The sequence below is a fragment of the Halobaculum sp. EA56 genome, from assembly GCF_051195075.1.
Classification (GTDB): domain Archaea; phylum Halobacteriota; class Halobacteria; order Halobacteriales; family Haloferacaceae; genus Halobaculum.
On sequence record NZ_JBNTJX010000005.1, the window covers coordinates 86,827 to 105,003 of the forward strand.

Annotated in this window: 21 protein-coding genes; 8 read left to right on the forward strand and 13 right to left on the reverse strand. The window is 72.6% G+C overall.

Annotated features, from left to right (window positions below; translation table 11 throughout):
- Positions 1–7: 7 nt before the first annotated feature.
- Together ACQUQ1_RS10260 and ACQUQ1_RS10265 are read right to left on the reverse strand one after the other, a co-directional pair.
- Positions 8–874, reverse strand: coding sequence for a CPBP family intramembrane glutamic endopeptidase (locus ACQUQ1_RS10260; protein ID WP_435064199.1), 867 nt, complete (start codon positions 872–874; stop codon positions 8–10).
- Positions 875–1,108: 234 nt separating this feature from the next.
- Positions 1,109–1,834, reverse strand: a complete 726-nt coding sequence (locus ACQUQ1_RS10265) for a hypothetical protein (protein WP_435064200.1) — start codon at positions 1,832–1,834, stop codon at positions 1,109–1,111.
- Between the two features lie 208 nt (positions 1,835–2,042).
- Here ACQUQ1_RS10265 and ACQUQ1_RS10270 point away from each other — a divergent pair, with 208 nt between their 5' ends.
- Complete coding sequence (locus ACQUQ1_RS10270; protein ID WP_435064201.1) at positions 2,043–3,239, forward strand: endonuclease/exonuclease/phosphatase family protein; 1,197 nt, start codon at positions 2,043–2,045, stop codon at positions 3,237–3,239.
- Positions 3,240–3,288: 49 nt separating this feature from the next.
- On the forward strand, positions 3,289–3,579 hold the full coding sequence (locus ACQUQ1_RS10275) for a DUF7526 family protein (RefSeq protein WP_435064202.1): 291 nt from the start codon (positions 3,289–3,291) through the stop codon (positions 3,577–3,579).
- A gap of 55 nt (positions 3,580–3,634) precedes the next feature.
- On the opposite strand, the gene ACQUQ1_RS10280 is transcribed toward ACQUQ1_RS10275, so the two are convergent.
- The gene (locus tag ACQUQ1_RS10280; protein WP_435064203.1) at positions 3,635–4,177 is read right to left on the reverse strand and encodes a response regulator; all 543 of its coding nucleotides are present in this window, start codon (positions 4,175–4,177) and stop codon (positions 3,635–3,637) included.
- A 168-nt stretch (positions 4,178–4,345) separates the two neighbouring features.
- Here ACQUQ1_RS10280 and ACQUQ1_RS10285 point away from each other — a divergent pair, with 168 nt between their 5' ends.
- Positions 4,346–4,573, forward strand: coding sequence for a DUF7385 family protein (locus ACQUQ1_RS10285; RefSeq protein ID WP_435064204.1), 228 nt, complete (start codon positions 4,346–4,348; stop codon positions 4,571–4,573).
- Positions 4,574–4,640: 67 nt separating this feature from the next.
- Complete coding sequence (locus tag ACQUQ1_RS10290) at positions 4,641–5,345, forward strand: hypothetical protein (protein ID WP_435064462.1); 705 nt, start codon at positions 4,641–4,643, stop codon at positions 5,343–5,345.
- A gap of 114 nt (positions 5,346–5,459) precedes the next feature.
- Here ACQUQ1_RS10290 and ACQUQ1_RS10295 read toward each other — a convergent pair whose 3' ends face one another.
- Together ACQUQ1_RS10295 and ACQUQ1_RS10300 are read right to left on the reverse strand one after the other, a co-directional pair.
- A complete protein-coding gene (locus ACQUQ1_RS10295; protein WP_435064205.1) occupies positions 5,460–6,470 on the reverse strand; it encodes an aldo/keto reductase in 1,011 nt (336 codons plus the stop codon).
- A 114-nt stretch (positions 6,471–6,584) separates the two neighbouring features.
- On the reverse strand, positions 6,585–7,730 hold the full coding sequence (locus ACQUQ1_RS10300; RefSeq protein ID WP_435064206.1) for a tyrosine-type recombinase/integrase: 1,146 nt from the start codon (positions 7,728–7,730) through the stop codon (positions 6,585–6,587).
- Positions 7,731–7,911: 181 nt separating this feature from the next.
- Between ACQUQ1_RS10300 and ACQUQ1_RS10305 the strand changes: the two genes are divergently transcribed.
- Positions 7,912–8,133 (forward strand): HalOD1 output domain-containing protein, encoded by a 222-nt coding sequence (locus ACQUQ1_RS10305; RefSeq protein WP_435064207.1) that lies wholly within the window; start codon positions 7,912–7,914, stop codon positions 8,131–8,133.
- Positions 8,134–8,262: 129 nt separating this feature from the next.
- Here the strand turns inward: ACQUQ1_RS10305 and ACQUQ1_RS10310 are convergent, their stop codons facing one another.
- The 5 genes from ACQUQ1_RS10310 to ACQUQ1_RS10330 all read right to left on the reverse strand — a co-directional run bounded on the left by ACQUQ1_RS10310 (position 8,263) and on the right by ACQUQ1_RS10330 (position 11,513).
- Entirely contained in the window at positions 8,263–9,252 is a 990-nt protein-coding gene (locus ACQUQ1_RS10310; protein WP_435064208.1) for a ring-cleaving dioxygenase, read from the reverse strand.
- Between the two features lie 116 nt (positions 9,253–9,368).
- Positions 9,369–9,650: a hypothetical protein gene (locus tag ACQUQ1_RS10315; RefSeq protein ID WP_435064209.1), complete on the reverse strand. Its 282-nt coding sequence runs from the start codon at positions 9,648–9,650 to the stop codon at positions 9,369–9,371.
- Between the two features lie 293 nt (positions 9,651–9,943).
- Positions 9,944–10,678 (reverse strand): competence/damage-inducible protein A, encoded by a 735-nt coding sequence (locus tag ACQUQ1_RS10320; protein WP_435064210.1) that lies wholly within the window; start codon positions 10,676–10,678, stop codon positions 9,944–9,946.
- 60 nt (positions 10,679–10,738) lie between these two features.
- The gene (locus ACQUQ1_RS10325; RefSeq protein WP_435064211.1) at positions 10,739–11,095 is read right to left on the reverse strand and encodes a HalOD1 output domain-containing protein; all 357 of its coding nucleotides are present in this window, start codon (positions 11,093–11,095) and stop codon (positions 10,739–10,741) included.
- Complete coding sequence (locus ACQUQ1_RS10330) at positions 11,088–11,513, reverse strand: DUF7344 domain-containing protein (RefSeq protein ID WP_435064212.1); 426 nt, start codon at positions 11,511–11,513, stop codon at positions 11,088–11,090. Before ACQUQ1_RS10330 ends, ACQUQ1_RS10325 begins: the two co-directional genes overlap by 8 nt.
- A gap of 132 nt (positions 11,514–11,645) precedes the next feature.
- On the opposite strand from ACQUQ1_RS10330, the gene ACQUQ1_RS10335 reads away from it, so the two are divergent.
- The 3 genes from ACQUQ1_RS10335 (at position 11,646) to ACQUQ1_RS10345 (ending at position 14,162) form a co-directional block, all read left to right on the forward strand.
- The gene (locus ACQUQ1_RS10335) at positions 11,646–12,104 is read left to right on the forward strand and encodes a hypothetical protein (protein WP_435064213.1); all 459 of its coding nucleotides are present in this window, start codon (positions 11,646–11,648) and stop codon (positions 12,102–12,104) included.
- A 112-nt stretch (positions 12,105–12,216) separates the two neighbouring features.
- Complete coding sequence (locus tag ACQUQ1_RS10340; RefSeq protein WP_435064214.1) at positions 12,217–12,459, forward strand: hypothetical protein; 243 nt, start codon at positions 12,217–12,219, stop codon at positions 12,457–12,459.
- A 2-nt stretch (positions 12,460–12,461) separates the two neighbouring features.
- On the forward strand, positions 12,462–14,162 hold the full coding sequence (locus ACQUQ1_RS10345; protein ID WP_435064215.1) for an NAD+ synthase: 1,701 nt from the start codon (positions 12,462–12,464) through the stop codon (positions 14,160–14,162).
- 94 nt (positions 14,163–14,256) lie between these two features.
- Here ACQUQ1_RS10345 and ACQUQ1_RS10350 read toward each other — a convergent pair whose 3' ends face one another.
- The 3 genes from ACQUQ1_RS10350 to ACQUQ1_RS10360 form a co-directional block, all read right to left on the reverse strand.
- On the reverse strand, positions 14,257–14,769 hold the full coding sequence (locus ACQUQ1_RS10350; RefSeq protein ID WP_435064216.1) for a TrmB family transcriptional regulator: 513 nt from the start codon (positions 14,767–14,769) through the stop codon (positions 14,257–14,259).
- A gap of 247 nt (positions 14,770–15,016) precedes the next feature.
- Positions 15,017–17,275: an NADP-dependent malic enzyme gene (locus ACQUQ1_RS10355; RefSeq protein ID WP_435064217.1), complete on the reverse strand. Its 2,259-nt coding sequence runs from the start codon at positions 17,273–17,275 to the stop codon at positions 15,017–15,019.
- A gap of 292 nt (positions 17,276–17,567) precedes the next feature.
- Positions 17,568–18,149, reverse strand: a complete 582-nt coding sequence (locus ACQUQ1_RS10360) for a MaoC family dehydratase (RefSeq protein WP_435064218.1) — start codon at positions 18,147–18,149, stop codon at positions 17,568–17,570.
- Between the last annotated feature and the right edge of the window lie 28 nt (positions 18,150–18,177).

Genomic DNA, 18,177 nt, shown 5'->3' on the forward strand with positions numbered 1-18,177 from the left:
CCCGCGTTCACTCGGCGGCGGTAGCGGTCCGGCCGCCCCGGTCGAACGCCCGCTCCAGCGACGGCGTCCCGGTCGCCGCGACGGCGCCGGCCGCGAGGAGGAACGCGAGGACGCCGGCGGCCCCGACGGGGCTGGCGACCAGCTCCCCGAGGACGGCGTCGTCCGTGGCGGCGTAGGCGACGACGAGGCCGGCGGAGCCGTTGAACACGCCGTGGAGCAGCGCGGCCGCGAGCACGGACTCGGCTCGGACGACGAGGTAGGTGTAGACCGGGGAGAACGCGACGCAGGCGGCCGTCATCGCGGCGACGCCGACGAGCGGGAACGACGGGTAGTTGTAGCCGGCGACGATCACCGGTGCGTGCCAGACGCCCCACGCCGCGCCGACCGCGACCGAGGCCCGCCAGAACCCCAGCGGGGCGAGCTCCCACAGCAGGTACCCCCGCCACCCGAACTCCTCGCCGAGCGCGAAGACGGCGTTCACGGTCGCGCCGAGCCCGAGGGCGAGCAGGAGGGTCGCCAGCACGCCGGCCGGCCCGGACGGCAGGTCGAGCCACGGGACGGGGTCGACCGCCGGGTCGAACCCGACGCCCGGGACCGCCACTGCCAGCAGGAGCGTCGCGCCCACGAGCGGCAGCGCGGCCGCCGCGGCCACGGCCAGCCAGCGGGGTCGGCCGAGGCGGAGCCCGACGTCGGACAGCGGGACGCCGGTTCCGAGGCAGACGACGAGGCCGGCGACCATCGGGGAGAACATGTACGCCGGCGCGAGGGCGATCGGACTCGCCCCGACGGCGCGGGCGCCGAGGCGGAGGGCGACCGCGGCCGCGACGAGGACCCCGAAGAAGAGCGCGAGACGGCGGCCGTCTGGGCTCGTCATCGCTCACCCCCGTTCGGGATGCGACACTCGGAGGCTGCTATCGGTGCGGCCGTTTCGGGCCCGCGGAGGCGTGGCGTGTACGGGGACATCGCGTCGTTCCCACGCGGGACGAGCGTCGACATAACGGTACGTGATACGTGCCCGACACGGTCGGAGCGACACGGCACCGGAGGGCCGGTGCCGGAGTACCCCGTCGTACACCCCCGGGATGGTCACGGTTCGAGTCCGGAAGGGTCACCGATCGACTGCGCGCAGCGTGAGGTCGAAGCCCCACGTCGCGCTCGGGTTCTCCTCGCCCCCGAAACCGTCCTCCATGACGGTGTAGTGGGCCTCGAACCGGAACTCGCCCGCGGGGAAACACCCGGCGCCGCCCGGCGCGTCCGGGAGCGCGTACAGCCCGACGAACGCCGTGAGGGTGCCGCCGGCGGGGACCTCGACGGTCCCGTACTCCATGGTCTGAGCGAGCGGCGAGTCGAGTCGCCAACATCCCTCCTCGGCGAGGCCGAGGTCTGGGAGCGACCGGTCCGGCTCGCCGTCAGTCGAGCGCTCGGAGTGGGGATACCACACGAGCGTCCCGGTCGCGTCGCGCACGTACTGGAAGACCACCGGCCGGTACTCGCCGACGACGACCGCCTCGTCGGTCGGGTTGTTCACGTCGACGCGGAGGACGACCGGCGAGTCCCCGTCGACGTGGGGGTCCGCGAGCGACACGCGCGGGTCGACAGGGAGGTCCGGGGGGTCGTCGACGGCGGCGACGACGGCGTCGTGGGTCGCGTCGGCCGGACGGTCGCGGCCGCTCGGCTCCGACCCGTCGCCGCCGTCGGCGTCCGTGTTCGGCGCGCCGTCGCCGCCGGTGTCGCCGTCACCGCCGTCGGCGAGCGCGGTACAGCCCGCGAGCCCCGACGCTCCCGCGAGACCGGCGAGCCCGACCCCGCGGAGGAGGGCACGTCGAGTGTCCATACCCGGGGATAGTCGCCGCGGATCATAAGCGGTCCGTAGCCACAGAGGCGCGTTTGACCTATCCGGAGCCGTCCCCCGGACGCGAGCGAGGCGGCCGCCGCGTTGCGTCGCCCGGTGCCGGACGGGGAACCCCTCCCGGGACCGGTATCGCCGGGTTACTCGCGAACCGCCCCCGAATAACGAAGCCGACCCGTCCGGAGGTGGCCGTATGAGCGAGCCTCCTTCGGAGGGACCGCGGTCGGGATCGAGCCGGCGGACCCTGCTCCGTCGCCTCGCGGCGACATCGGGCATCGCGGGCGTCGCGGCGGGCGCCGGCGGCACCGTCGGGACGGCGGCGACGCGGTCGGAGGTGGGTCCGACCGTGCTGACGCAGAACGTCTACCTCGGCGTCGACGTCTCCCGGCTGCTCCGCGCGAACTCGATCCGGGAGTTCCGCCGGATCGTCGGCCGGTTCCTCGAGGGGATCGACCCCGCGGTGTACCGGGCGCGGGCCGACGCCGTGGCCGCGGAGGTGGCGGCCGCGGACCCGGACGTGATCGCCCTTCAGGAGGCGGCGCTGTTCAGGAAGCAGGAGCCGGGCGATTACACCACGGACGGGGCGGAGTCCGCCGAGACCGAGGTCGTCGACCTGCTCGCGGAGGTCGAGGCGGCGCTCGACGCCCGCGGCCTCGACTACGGGCGCGCGGCGGCGACGACCGCCTCCGACGCCGAACTCCCGGGGCGCACCGACGACGGGCCGGTCGACCTCCGCGTCACCGACAGGGACGCCCTCCTCGTCCGGGCCGACCGCCGGTTCGACGGCGTCGTGACCGACACGTTCGACACGGACATCGCGTTCGCCGTCCCGGAAACCGATCAGGAGGTTTCGCTGCGCCGGGGGTACGCGCGGGCCGACGTGACGGTCGACGGGACGGAGTTCGCCGCGGTCTCGACGCACCTGGAGTCGGTGTCGTCGACGCTGCGGGTCATCCAGGCGCGGGAACTGTCGGAGGCGTTGGAGGGGACCGACTCGGTCGTGCTCTGTGGCGACCTCAACAGCGGGCCGGGGTACGAACCCGCGGCGTATCGCCTGCTCGTCGACGAGTACGACGACGCCTTCGAGCGGGTGTACCCGCGGGCCCGCGGGAGCACCTGCTGTCAGTCGCCGGACCTCCGGAACGATCGGTCGGAGCTGAGCAGGCGCATCGACGCCGTCCTCACGAGCGGCGACCTCCGCGCCGTCGACGTGAGCCGGATCAACCACCGGCGCGCCGACCGCGTCGACGTCGCCGTCGACGACGGGGAGGAGGACGAGGACGACGGTGGCGCTACCGGCGAGGAGGGCGGCGACGAGGACGACGAGCGCTGCGTCACGGTGTGGCCCTCCGACCACGCGGGGCTCGTCGCGACCTTCGAGCGGTCCTGACCGCCGGGCGTCCGACAGCCCCTTTGCCGGGGGACGCCGGGTGACCGTCGTGTCCGAGACGATCCGGGTGTCCGTCGTTCACGCGGTGCCGCCCGAGGAACACGGGGAGCAGGAGCTGCGGCCGCGGCTGCGCGAACTGGCGGCCGGGAAGCACGTCCTCGTCTGTCGCGTCGGCGGCCGGCCGTCGTGGCTCGACCGGCTCCGCGCCTTCCTCGCGCGCGACCCCATCGAGGCGGTGACCGTCGTCGCGTCGGGGCCGGCGAGCGAGGGCGACGAGCTGACGATGGCGGTCGAGGAAACCGATATCTCGGGGGTGTACGTCGCCGTCGAGGCCGACTGAGCGCGTCGGCGTGCGCCGCCCGGCGGACACGGCTCGCCGGCCGCGCTCACGGGAGCTACGCGAGGTCGGCGAACGCCGCGCGCGCGCCGACCCTGTCGAGGCTCCCGTCGATCCGCTCGCGGACGGCCTCCAGTTCCTCACACAGCCGCTCGTACTCGGGGCCGTCGTCGTTCCCGGCCACCTCCAGCGCCGCCTTCTTCGACGCCAGCGCGAAGAACTCCTGGCTGTACTCGTCGTAGGCCGCCCGTTCGAGCAGCACCTCGATCAGGCCGACCAGCTCGTCCCTGTCGACCGGCTTGACCCGGTAGTCGTCGAACGGCATGTCGACGATGTCCGCCGTGGGCTCGACGGCCGTGAGCATCGCCACCTGGGCGTCGATGTCCGCTGCGCGGAGCTCGTGGAGTACCTCCCGCCCCATCATCTCGGGCATCCGCCGGTCCAGCAGCACGACGTCGACCTCATCGTCCGCCGTCGACAGCGCCTCCCGACCGCTCGTCGCCGTCTCGACCCGGTACACGTCGTCGATGTAGCTCTCGTACAGGGCGACGAGGGCCTCCTCGTCGTCGACCAGGAGGACGGTCGCGGGGCCGTCGGTCATGGCGGCGGGTCACCACCCGTGAGGACCATGGGGTCGCCTTCCCGCTCGGGCCACAAATAGCCACGACCGCAACTATCAGTTCATGTAATTTCAGTCGGGCTCGACGCGGCGATGGCGGGAGTTCGGATCCGCCCGGAGATTCATAAGGGATCGGGCGTAGGCGGGGGTATGGACATCGACACGGACGAGCTTCTCACGTCGCTGACGAAGCGTGAGGACAACGCCGCGATCAAGTCGTACCAGAACACCGTGGCGGTCGCGTGTCCCGCCTGCGAGGAGCCGTTCGACGACCTCGTCGTCTGCAAGCAGAACCCCACGAGCCTCGACCTCTCGAAGCAGCTGGACCTCTGTGTCGGCGTGGACGACGGGCAGGCGTACATCTTCACCCACAGCTGATCCGCGGCGACATCGGTCGGGTTATGCCGGCCCGACGGCTACCCCGACCGTGACCGACTGGCCCCCGATCGACCCGACCGACGCGGCGGCAGTCGCCGAGCGCCGCGACGAGGTCGTCGCCGCCGTCCGCGACCACGCCGGCCGGGTCGCCTACCAGCTCGCCCTGCTCCAGGGCGGCGACTACGGCCGCCGCGCGTTCGACACCGACCGCGGCACGTGGACGGTGAAGTACGAGGGCGGCGACCTGGAGTTCCTCGAGTTCGACCCGTCGGGCGGGTCGAGCGTGTACGTCGTCTCGACCAAACACCCGCCGGAACCGGCGGCGCTGGCGACGGCCCTGCGCGACTACGACGCGTTCGTCCGCGCGTTCAACGGGTACGTCGCGTCGCTGGAGGGCGTCCTCGACGACGTGTCCGCCGAGTTCCCCGAGGCGGCGACGACTGAGACGGCCGTCGCCGAGCGCGACCGGGTGCTCGACGCCGTCCGCGACGTCTGCGACCGGATCGCGGGCGAGCTCCGCCGCTACGAGGGCGGCGACTACGGCACCTTCGCCGCCCGCGTCGACGGCACCCGGTGGGAGCTGAAGTGGGACGGCGACGCGGTGTCGTACCTCCGGGCCGGCGGCAGCGGCGGCGTCTACCTCCTCTCGCAGTACGAGGCCCCCTCGGCCGCCGACGTGCGCCAGTACGCGCCGCGGTTCCGCGGGTTCGTCGACGCCTACAACGAGGAGGTCGCGGACCTGGAGGCGGACCTGGCGACGATCGAACTGTAGCCCGGTTCGCGCCCCGGGACGCCTCGGACCGACGACCGCTCGGCCCTCGAAATAGGTACCTATTCTACCTCGGCTACCTTATTCCGACGGATATGGCGAACGGGAACGGCGGACTCAGAGGTCCGAGTAGGGGCCGCCCTTCGCCTCCGTCAGCCGCTCGACCTGTTCGTCGGAGAGGTCGATCTTCGCGGCGGCGACGTTCTCGGCGAGCTGGTCGACCGTCCGCGCGCCCACGATCGGCGCGGTGACGCCGTCGCGGTGCATGAGCCACGCGAGCGCCGTCTGGGCGGGCGAGGCGCCCACCTCCTCGGCGACGGCGTCGAGTTCGTCGTGCACGTCGAAGTTCTCCTCGGTGAGGTACGCGTCCGCGAAGCGGCCGGACTCCGCCACGCGCGAGTCGCCGGTGAGGCCGTCCTCGCGGTCGTACTTGCCCGTGAGGAAGCCCTGCCCGAGCGGGCTCCACGGACACACCGCCAGCCCCTCGTGGCGGGCCATCTCCAGGTAGTCCCCCTCGATCTCACGGTCGACGAGGTTGTAGCGCGGCTGGAGCACCGAGAACGGCTCCCAGCCCTCGTTTCGCGCGATCTGGTTGGCGCGGGCGATCTTCCAGGCGTCCGGGCGCAGGGTCGACGCGCCGAGGTAGTGGACCTTCCCGTCCTCGACGAGCCCGTTCAGCGTCTTCATCAGCTCCCGGGCCGACGTCTCGTCGTCCCAGCGGTGGATGTACAGCACGTCGACGTAGTCGGTGCCGAGGCGGTCGAGGAGCGCGTCGATGCGGTGGCGGACGTTCTTGCGGTTCGTCCCCAGGCTGTTCGGGTCGCCCTCGCGGATCTGCCAGTAGATCTTCGAGGCGATCGTGTAGCGCTCGCGGTCGCGGTCGGCGAGCCAGTCGCCGATCCACCGCTCGCTCTCGCCGCCGCCGTACACGTCGGCGGTGTCGATGTAGCGCCCGCCGGCGTCGGCGTAGGCGTCGAGCAACTCGTGCGCCCGCTTCTCGCCGATCTCCACGTTACCCTCCTCGGTCTCCTTGCCGAAGCGCCACGTCCCGAACTGGAGCTCGCTCGTTCGGATCCCCGTGTCGCCGAGCCGTACGAACTCCAGGTCGACGTCGTCGATGTCCGTCATCGACTCGTCGTTCGGCGGTTCGCGCCAAAAGGGTTCAGCAAGCGGCACGCGGCGGCGACGGCGGGTCGCAACCGCGGCCGCGGCCTCGTGCCGCCCGGCCCGGCTCACCCGCGATCAGCCGTCGATGGCGTCCTCGGCGGCGTCGCGCAGGCGCGCCAGGTCCTCGTCGCGGTAGCTCCGGTGGGTCGTCTCGACGGACCTGTGTCGCAACACCTCCTGTGCGAGCTCCGCGGACGTGTCGTACAGTTCGTCGCCGAGACCGCGCCGGGCCCCGTGCGGCAACAGCGGCTCGCCGTCCTCGGTTATCCCGCTCTCGGCGGAGAACTCCTTCAGCAGCCGTCGCGCCCCGGCGGTCGTCAGCGCGGGCGGCACGAGGTCGTGGTCCCGCAGCAGGTCCCACACCGTCCCCTTCGTCGGCTCGGCGTCGACGCCGTCGGCCTCGCGGACGACGGAGTAGAGGCTCGGCAGGTGGCTCGTCGGGAACACCGGCCACTCCTCGCTCGGGGGGTCCTGTCGCCGACGGTGCGCGCGGAGGCGCTCGACGCCGGGCGCCAGCAGGGGCGTCCGCTGCCACTCCTGCGGCTTCCCGTACACCCGGAGCGTTCCCTCCTCGAGGTCGACGTGACGCCAGCGGAGCCCCGTGCGCCGGTCGTTCTGCGGGTCGCGGAACAGCTCCGCCCCGCGGGCGCCCGAGTACGCCAACACGGCGACGAGCGCGCGGTCGCGCGTCGCCCGCTCGGGGTCCATCCACCCGCGGTCGAGCGCGTCCTCGGCGCGCCAGTCCATCCAGCGGACGATCCGCTCGCGCGTGTCGGCGCTCCAGAACTGCTCGCGCTCGTCCCCGCGGACGCCGACGCTCGGGTCGGGGAGGGCCTCGGTCGCGACGGCGCTCTTGGCGGGGTTCGTCTCCAGCGCGTCGCGTTCGAGCAGGTACGTGCAGAACGAGCGAACGAGCGCGTAGTACTGACGCGCCGTCCGGCCGGTGATCCCGCTGTCGGGCGACTCCTCGCGGGCCCACGCGCGCCACGAGAGGTGTGCGGCGTACGCCTCCAGGGCGGCCACGTCCAGGTCGGCGACCGCCTCGACGCCGCGGTCGGCCGCCCGGTCGACGAAGTCGCCGACGACGCGCTCGACCTCGCCGCGGTGGCGGCCGGAGTCGCCCTTCGACACGTGCGAACAGAACGCCGCGTGGGCGTCGGCGAGCGGCGTCCCCGGCCGCACGCGTGCGGTCCCGCGGGTCCCGTCCGGTTCCGTGCCCATCCACCGGGTCCGTTCGCGCTCGGGGGCAAAAAACCACGGCGTGGCGGTCGGGGTGGGGCCGCGTCGACGCCGGGTCGCGCTCGGGTACCCGAGCGGACACGATACGGATTCATTTGGACGCAAACGTGTTAAAAAATCAAAAGTGTTACCCGCGTACGGACCGTAGTTATTAGCGGCACGCATGGACGGAGACGTGATCGAGACGATCCTCTCGGAGGTGGCCGACCGGGAGGGCGTCCCCGCGGCGGAACTGGACCCTCCACTGTACGAGGCCGTCGAGCCCGACGCGCTCCGAACGCTGTTCCGGGACGCCTCTGGCTCGGTGTCGTTCGAGTACCACGGCTTCCTCGTGACGGTGACCGACGACGGGACGGTCGCCGTCGAACCGATGGAGGCGCCCTGACCGTTCCGCTGGTCCGGCGCTCCCGGACGGCTGCCTGTCCGGGCGCACCGGCTTCGGGTGCCTCGCCGAGCGGAAGCGTCGATCGGTCCCGGGAAAGCGTCGATCGGTCCCGGGAGCGCCGGTCGGTTCTCAGTCGTCAGCCTCGGGAGCCCCGGCCCGCGGAACCGTGACGTCCGGAAGGCCGGCCTCGATCTCCTCGCGGCGCGCCTCGAACTCGCCGGGCAGGACGAGCCGCCCGCCCAGGTCCGCCAGCGGTTCGTCGCTGTCGTAGCCCGGGCCCCGGGTGGCGAGCTCGAACAGCACGCCGTTGTGCTCGCGGAAGTACACCGACCGGAACCAGTGACGGTCGATCTGTCCGGTCGGGTTCAGCCCCTCGCCCCGCACGGCCGAGCGCATCGCGGACTGGTCCTCGTCGGTCGGGGTCTGGAACGCGACGTGGTGGACCGTCCCGTGGCCCTGTCTGCCCGCCCGGACGGTCGGGAGCACGTCGACGTAGCGGCCGACCGTCCCCGCCGCCTCGAACCTGGTCCGCTGGTCGCCCGGGGTGTCGCCGGGCGACTCCTCCGTACCGACCCGCTCCAGTCCCATCGTCTCCAGCAGGTCCATCGTCGCGTCCGGGTTCGCCAGCCACAGCGTCACCGAGTGGAAGCCGCGGATGGCGTGCTCGGCCGGAACGAACTCCGTCCACGGCACCGTCGGGTCGTCGTCGGGGATCGGCACCTCGACCAGTTCGACCGGGAGGCCGTCCGGGTCGCGGAACGGTACCACCGTCTCGCCGAATCGCTCCACCCGCTCGTCGTAGTCGACGCCGCGCTCGTCGAAGCGCTCCTCCCAGTAGTCGAGGCTCCCCTCGGGGACGCGGAACGCGGTCCGCGACACCTGCCCGGACCCCACCTTCCCCGCCGAGAGGTCCTCCCACGGGAAGAACGTCATGCTCGTCCCGGGCGTCCCCTCCGCGTCGGCGAAGAAGAAGTGGTACGTGCTCGGGTCGTCCTGGTTGATCGACCGCTTCACCAACCTGAGCCCCAGCGTCTCGGCCCAGAAGTCCATGTTCCGCTGCGGGTCGCCCGCGACGCAGGTGACGTGGTGGATGCCGGGTGTGGGTGTGACATCAGCCATTGGCGGGGGTACGTGCCCGACGGACTTGAGTGCGCGCTGACACCGATGTCACCGGGGGGCGCGCCGACAGCGGTCGACACACCGGACCCCCGCGGACACGTCGGTCGCCCGTACGGCTACCCGGAGTTCTCCGACAGCGCCGCCGCGATCGGTTCGAGTTCGGCCTTCCCGAACGGCCGCGAGGCCGTCCCCGGGTGGGCGTCGAGGTCGGCCACGCGCTCGCGGACCCTCGTCCGCATCTCCGACTTCGACGGGGGCGATCCGTCGCCGACCGGGTCGCCGAGGGCGTCACAGACCGCCGCCAGCGGCTCCGCCGTGAAGCCCGCGGAGACGAGGCGCTTCCGGTAACCGACGGCGACGCGGATCTCGTTGCGGTAGTCGTCGACGCTCGGTGTCATATCGGTCCTGTCGCCGGCGGGCGGGTGTAGCTTCCGGTCGCGGGACGCGGACAGCGACGGCGACGGCGGAGGACTCGGGGGACGACCCGACGGCGACGGACCGACCGACGGTGTTAACCGTGCCCGCCGGTTCCGGTGAGAGGACGGCACGGTCGGACGGGACCTTTCGCCCGGGGCGCGGTGCCGCGGGTCACTCTCAGTCGACCTACCCCGTCGTCTCTACGCGCCGAGCGACGGCGCCGGGGACGACCGGGGACGCTCGTTCCCCCGGCGGCCGACGACGCCGCCGGCCGCTACTCCTCCTCGACGACCGTCACGCGCTCGCGGAGCCAGTCTGCCGCCTCGGCCACCGCGTCGGCGTCGTCGCCGCGGACGGTCAGGCGGTTGTACCCCTCCGTGTCGGGGTAGCTCCCGATCGCGACGGCGAAGCGGTCGCGCGCCTCCCCGAGCACGTCCACCATCGACCCCTCCGGCTGGGGGGTGTACAGCGTCGCCGACACCTCCTCGCCGGCGAACTCGTCGGCGACGCGGGCGAACGTCGCGCGCACCTCCGCGGGGACGCCGGGGAAGACGTACACGTTGCCGAGGACGAACGCCGGGCACAGCCCCTCGTCGTTGGGGACGTACCGCGCGCCCTCCGGGAGCGAGGCCCACGCCGCCACGTCGACGTCGAGGTCGTGTTCCGCCACCAGTTCGGGGTTGGCGTCGCGGTACGCCGCCACCGTCTCGAGCACGTCCGCGCGGACCGCCTCGCGGACCGCGAGGTCGCGGTCGAACGCGTCGGCGACCGCGTCCGCGGTCACGTCGTCGTGCGTTCCCCCGAGGCCGCCGGTGACGATCACGGCGTCGTAGGCCGCCGCCCACGCCGCCACGCGCTCGGCTATCGCGTGCCGCACGTCCGGGAGCGTGAGGATCCTCCTGACGCGACCCCCGCGGTCGGCGACCTCCCCGGCCAGCCACGCGGCGTTCGTGTTCGTCGTTTCGCCGGCGAGCACCTCGTCCCCGACGGTGAGGATCGCGACGTCCATCGGGGGGAGGCAGACGCCCGGCGGCAAAAAGCGCTCGGTGGTCGGGTCGGTCCGCGGGGGCTACGAGGCGGAGCGGTCGAGCGGCTCGTACACCTCGACGAGCCCGTCCGGGTGGACCGCGACCAGGTAGGCGTCGTACCGGAACCGGACCGAGACCCCGCCGGTCGCGTCGCCCGGGCCCGCCGGGCGCTCGACGAGCCGTTCGAGCGCGTCCACGTCCACGTGATCGTACAGCACCGGGTCCGTCAGGTCGTGCGGGTCGACCCCGCTCGCGTCGGCGACCGCCCGCATCACCGACCCGGCGACCCCGACCGCGACGGTCCCGTCGGAGCCGTGGCGGCGGCGCGCGGCGAGCGCCCACACCCGGTCGCCCCACCGCGTCGTCCGGTCCGACCCCTCCCCCGGTCGGTCACTCATCGTCCACGTCCGCGGCGGCGTCGACCGACGCGACCTCGCGCTCGACCGCCCGGAGCGCGCCGGTCACGGCGTCGAACAGCTCCCCCGGGGCCACGGTCTCGTCGTCCGACCCGAACTCGATCACGCCCAGTTCCGCCAGCTTCGGCACGTGTGCGTGGTACAACGCCGCGTACACGCCCTCCCACTCGTAGTTCGTCACCGAGCGTCCCGGCGGGTCGACCTCGAGCGCGGCGATGTCCATCGCGAGGTCCTCGAGGCTGCTGTCCCCGTGTTCCCGGACGAGCCGACACAGCTGTCGGCGGCGGCGGTGGGCCAGCGCGTCGAAGACCGCGGCGAGGGTGGCTCGACCCCCGCCGTCCCCCCTCGACCGGCGTCCGGCGGTCCCATTGTTGCCCCCCTCCAGTTCGTCCTCGATCATGGGTCGTACTACGCGGATCGGGTGCATAAATCATCCTGCCCGGTCGGCACGTTCCGCGGCACGGCCGCGTGTTCGGCGTTCGTCCCCGACCGACTCGCCGACCGGCCGGCCCGGCGACCGTCGTCCCGTCAGGTGTCCACGGGGACGCCGCCGGCGGCGGACGCGAGGGCGGCCGGTAAGCCGTTCCTACGACCGTGGACACCGGACGGTGGATGGCTGGCCCCGACACTGGATCGGGTCACGGGGGTCCGTAAGCCTGCGGGTTCGCGGTCGGGGCGCGTCGAACTGACCGGCGCGGGGCGTCGAGTCGGCCACGAGTCCGCGCACGCGACCCGTCGGACGGCGCCGCTCGACCGGGAGGCACACGCCTACTATTCCGAATACGAAGTTATTCTCGATCTTCCCGATCGAACGAGCCACAACTATCCTAATATGGTCATAGGATACCGAATGAAATCCGATATACCTAGCATCATGTACGAAACTGTTTTCAGGGTCGAGGTCGCCGTCGTGGACATGACGATCCGAACACGAACGATCTGTTCCGGCGCGTATAGTCACGGAATCACGGAGGGTTCCCGGTGTATATGAAACGAAAAGCTCGTATCTCGCCTGTAACGTCGACGTTCGCTGAGTGCGCTCGTACCGCGGGGACGACCGCGCCCGCCGACCGGCCCGGCGGGTCCCTCCCCCGGCCCGACCCATGAGCGACGCCGACCCGCGTCCGGACGGACCGAGCGACCCGACGCTCGGCGGGGCCGTTCCGACGGACGACGGCAGGTACGCCCTGCTCTCGCTCGAAGGCGACGCCGTGATCGTCTACGACCGTGAGCGGACGGACGCGTGGATCCAGTCCGACGTCGTGTCCACCCTCCCGGCACGGGAGGGCTCCGCGGGGGACGCCGCCCTCGGCCCCGGCGACGCCGGCGGCGCGGGGAACGACTGACCGTGTCCATCGGCTGCCCGCGCGACTCCCCCGGGTCGACGGACCGGGCCTCCGAACGCGAGTCCCCGGGGACGATGCGCGAGCGCTCGGCGGCCCTCCTCCGGGAGACCGTCGCGGAGGCCGACGCGGAGGGCGCCGTCGTCTGCCTCTCCGGCGGGGTCGACTCGGCGACGACGGCGGCGCTCGCGGTCGACGCGCTCGGCGCGTCGGCGGTGACGGCGCTGGTCATGCCGACCGCCGCGAACGACGAGGCGAACACGAGCGACGCGGTGGAACTGGCGACGGATCTGGGCGTCGACCACGCGACGGTCCCGCTGGACCCGGCCCTCGACGTGTTCAAGCGCCACGTCGCCCCGCGCATCGCGCCCGCGGGCGACGAGGTGGCGGCCGGCAACCTCGCGGCCCGCCTGCGCATGGCGTGCGCGTACTACGTCGCCAACGCGACCGACTCGGTCGTCGTCGGGACGGGCAACCGCACGGAGCGGCTCCTGGGGTACTTCACGAAGTACGGGGACGGCGCCGCGGACGTCCTCCCGCTGGGCGAGTACGACAAGGGCGCGGTCCGGGCGCTCGCGTCCCGCCTCGGCGTCCCGACGCGGGTCGTGGAGAAGCCGCCGACCGCCGGGTTCTGGCCCGGCCAGACCGACGAGTCGGATCTGGGCGCCCCGTACGCGACCCTCGACCGCGTCCTGCGGGCGCTCGTCGACGGGGGCGGGGCGGACGACTCGCCGCGGAGGATCGCGGAGGCCGCCGAGATCGACGCCGACACCGTCGAACGCCTGGTCGGCCGGGTGCACGACACCGCACACAAGCGGGAGCGACCGCCCGCGCCGTCGCGGGTCCCCCGGAACCCCGAGACCGCCGACCCGTTCGCCGGGGACGACGGGCTCGCGGTCCGACGCGTCGACCGGGCGCGGCAGTTCGTCCGGGAGTCCGTCGCCGACGCGGGCGCCGACGGCGTCGTCGTCTGCCTCTCCGGCGGGCTGGACTCGAGCGTCGCCGCCGCCCTCGCGGCCGACGCGCTCGGCCCGGACCGGGTCCACGGCCTGTTCCTCCCGTGTCACATGGCCAGCGAGGTCGACTCCCCCGACCCGGGAGTGCTGGCGACCGACCTCGGGATCGACTACGACCGCGTGAACGTCCGGCCGCTCGTCACCGAACTCGAGGCGGCGCTCCCGACCGGAGTCACCGCGGACGCGGGGACGCGGGAACTGGGCAACTTCGTCGCGCGGATCCGGATGGCCTGCGCGTACTACGTCGCCAACACGAGCGAGCGGCTCGTTCTCGGTACGACCAACCGATCGGAGGACCTCCTCGGCTACGTCACCAAATACGGCGACGGCGCCGCGGACCTCAGGCCGTTGGGGAGCGCATACAAGACGGAGGTCCGCGCGATGGGCCGGGCGCTGGACCTCCCCGCCCGGGTCCTCGACCAGGAGCCCGCCGCCGACTTCGAGATCGGACGGACCGACGAGGACGCCCTCGGGGCGGGGTACCCGACCATCGACGCGGTCCTGCGGCGCCTCGTGGACCGGGACCTCGGGATCGACCGGACCGCGGCCGACCTGGGGGTCGACCGCGACGCAGTCCGGCGGTTCGCCGCGCTCCACGTCGCGACCGGACACAAACGGACGACCCCGCCGACGACACGCGGCGCCGACGGGCCGGAGTACTTCCACGAACTGGAGCTGGCGTTCGAGTAGCGTCGTCGCGGCGACGAGGAGACTCCGAAGCGACACGGAGAGCTGGCGAGGACCGGAGACGCCGTGGGATCGTCGGCAGCGGACCGCCCCGCGGCTACTCCTCCAGCGGCGCTTCGAGGCGCGCCACGTCGAGGTGGAGCTCGTTGCGGCCCTCGTCGGCCGCCTCGACCTGTCCGGCCAGCACCAGCCCCGAGTTCGGGGTCGGGCCGACGATCACCGGGTCGCCGACGCTGAAGCGGGCGACCGACTCCCGGAACGTCACGCGGGCGCGGCACTTCTCGGGGTGGTGGACGTTCGTGAAGTCGATCGACTCGACGGCGACGTCGACGCGATCGTAGTCGTGCGCCAGCCCGAGCGTCTCGCCGTCCTCGCCGCGCTCGCGGTCCAGCGCATCGAACGCGCGGTCGGTCGGCACGTAGCCGCCCTCCGACCCCGGGACGCCCTCGACGAGGCCGAGCGACTTCATCATCTGCATGAGGTTGCGGATCGTCCCGACGTGGCGATCGCACACCTCCGCGATCTCCGTGGCGGGCATCGGCGACTCCGTCGTCTCGTACCCGTTGACGAGCGCGTTGAGGATCTCCCGCTGGCTGCTGGTCAGGTCCATCTACGGTGGCGGGACTTCGCCGCGGGTATTCATATACGTTTGGTTCGTATCGGTTTCGGACCCGTTCCGTACCGTTCGTCCGAAGAATAGAGCGATAACCGAACGAAATGGGACCGAAACCTGGATGAACGGATGAACGGTCGGCGATCGTCGGAGTCGCGACCGGAGCGAAAGAACGCCCCGTGCCCTCGGACCCCTCGGTCCCGCGAGCCCGGCCGGCCGACCGGCACCCCCCGCGGGTCGGGGGTCAGTCGTCGGCGGTGGCGACGGCGACGCCCGCGAGGTTCACGACGTCGGCGACGTCGTCGCCGCGCTGGAGGACGTGCACCGGCTCGGCCATCCCGACGAGCATCGGGCCGACGACCGCGGCCCCGCCGAGGCGGTGGAGGAGCTTGTACGCGACGTTGCCGGCCTCGAGGTTCGGGAACACGAGGACGTTCGCGGGGCCGTCCGGGTCGGCGAACTCGTAGTCCTCGGCGAGGAGGTCCGCGACGACGGCCGTGTCCGCCTGCATCTCGCCGTCGACCGGGAAGTCGACGGCCGGGTCCTCGCGCAGTCGGCGTGCGGCCTCGCGGGGCTTGCGCGTGCCCTCGTTGTCGACGCTCCCGAAGTCCGAGTACGACAGCAGCGCCGCCCGCGGCTCGACGTCGAAGCGGCGGGCCAGGTCGGCGGTGTGGCGCGTCACCTCCGCGAGCACGTCCGCGTCCGGGTCCTGGTTGACCGTCGCGTCCGCACAGAACACGACGCGGTCGTCGAACGCGAGCAGGTAGACCCCCGCGGCGTACTCGGCGCCGGCGGCGGTGCCGACGATCTGGAGCGGACGCCGCAGGGCGCTCGGGTAGTGGTGGGTGCGGCCGGTGAGCATCGCGTCCGCGTCGCCGGCGGCGACGAGCGCGCTCGCGAGCGCGTCGTTCTCGCGGAGCAGGTCCCGCGCCTCGCGGCGGGTGACCCCCCTGCGCTTGCGCCGCTCGTACACCAGCTCGACGTAAGGGTCGAGGTCGACCTCCGCGGGGTCGACGACCTCGGGGGAGAAGTCGAACCCGAGGTCGGCCAGTTCCGCCTCGACGGCGTCGCGCTCGCCCACCAGCACCGGCTCCGCGATCCCGCGGTCGACGAGCTGGTAGGCCGCCCGGACGACCGTCCCGTCGGCTCCCTCGGCGAGCACGAGCCGCTTCGGGTCGCGCTTCGCCTCGGTGAGCACCGCCCGCATCGCCTCCCGGCTGCCGCCGAGGCGGTCCTCCAGCTCCCGGACGTACGCTTCTGGGTCGAGGTCGCGGCGGGCGACGCCGTCATCGACGGCCGCCGCCGCGACCGCGGGCGCGACCCGGAACAGCACCCGCTCGTCCAGCGGCTTCGGGATGACGTACTCCGGGCCGAACTCCAGCGGCTGGTCGCCGTACGCCCGACGGACCGAATCGGGCACGTCCTCGCGCGCTAACTCCGCCAGCGCCTCCGCGGCGGCGACCTTCATCCCCTCGGTGATGTCGCTCGCGCGGGCGTCGAGCGCGCCGCGGAACACGAACGGGAAACACAGGACGTTGTTCACCTGGTTCGGGTAGTCCGAACGGCCGGTGGCGACGACGACGGTGTCGTCGCGGGCGGCCCGCGCCGCCTCGTATCCGATCTCGGGGTCGGGGTTCGCCATCGCGAACACGACCGGGTCGTCGGCCATCGACCGCACCATCCCCTCGCTCACGATCCCGCCGGCCGAGAGGCCGACGAACACGTCCGCGCCGACCATCGCGTCCGCGAGGTCGGTGCCGCCGACCTCGTCCGGGTCGGCCGCGAACGGCCGGACGTGTTCGTGGGGGTCGCCGGCGGCCGCGCGCTCCTCGGTGATCACGCCGTCGATGTCGCACATCGTGATCCCCTCGGCGGGCACGCCCAGCGAGGTGTAGAACTTCGCCGTCGCGGTCGCCGCCGCGCCCGCGCCCGCGAAGGTGACGCTGAGGTCGGAGAGGTCCTTGTCGACGAGGTCGACGGCGTTGAGCAGCGCCGCGCCGGTGATGATCGCGGTGCCGTGCTGGTCGTCGTGGAACACCGGCACGTCCATCCGCTCGCGCAGGCGCTCCTCCGCCTCGAAGCACGCGGGCGCGGCGATGTCCTCCAGGTTGATCCCGCCGAACGTCGGCCCCATCGCGGCCACGCGGTCGACGAACGACTCCGTCGAGTCGGTGTCCAGCTCCAGGTCGAACACGTCGATGTCGGCGACGCGTTTGAACAGCACGCCCTTCCCCTCCATCACCGGCTTGGAGGCCAGCGGGCCGATGTCGCCGAGGCCGAGGACCGCGGAGCCGTCGGAGACGACGCCGACGAGGTTCCCCTTCGCGGTGTACTCGTACCCCCGGTCGGCGTCGTCCGCGATGTCGCGGCACGGCGCGGCGACGCCCGGCGAGTACGCCAGCGAGAGGTCCCGCTGGGTGTTCGTCGACTTCGTCGTCGTCACCTCGAGCTTGCCGGGCGGGTCGCGCCGGTGGTACTCGCGCGCGTCGTCGTCCAGTCCCATACGCCCGGACTCGTCGGCTCCGCCGAGTCTCTTTCGCTGCGACGCGTTCGGTCCACGCGGACGTCGTCCGTGGCGGATCGGCGCACTCGCGCGCCGACGCCCGATCGGTTTAGTCGAACGCCGTCTCCGGGTCGGCCGACTCGTGACCGCCCCCGCGACCGGCGCGGTCGAGGTACACCGTGAGGTTTCCGTGTAGGCGGCCGTCGTGGATCGCGGCCGCGGGCGAGAAGCCCCCCGGCGCCCTCGTCGCGGGCGGGTGCGTCCCCGTCGACCGCCCCGTCGCCGTCGCGTGTCACTCCTCCAGGTCCTCCGGCTGGGTGCCGATCCCCTCGGGCCAGCCGGTCGGGGCAGCGGCGGAGGGCTCGGCGTACTCGCGCTTCAGCACCATCGGCGTGCGCTCCAGCGAGAGCACGAGGTCGTCGTCCTGGTCGTACGCCCGCAGCTCGGTCGTGACCATGCCGACGTGGTCGCGGGACTCGCTCTCGCGCTTGTGGAGCACCTCGCTCTCGGCGAAGATCGTGTCGCCGTGGTAGACGGGCGCGTGGTGGCGGATGTCGTCGTATCCGAGGTTGGCGGTCGCGTTCGCGCTCACGTCGACGACGCTCAGCCCGACCGCCAGCGCGATGACGAACGTGCCGTCGACGAGGCGCTCGCCGAACTCCGTCCCGGCGGCGTACGCCTCGTTGAAGTGCATCGGGTTGCTGTTCATCGTGAGGTTGGTGAACCAGACGTTGTCCGTCTCGGTCACCGTCCGGCCGTACGGGTGCTTGTACACGTCTCCGACCTCGAAGTCCTCGTAGTAGCGTCCCTGCCAGCCCTCGACCAGTCGCCGGTCGGTGTCGTCAGTGTCGTCGCCGGTGGGTTCGTCGGTCATGGTTCGACCCGCGTATTGCGCGTCGAAC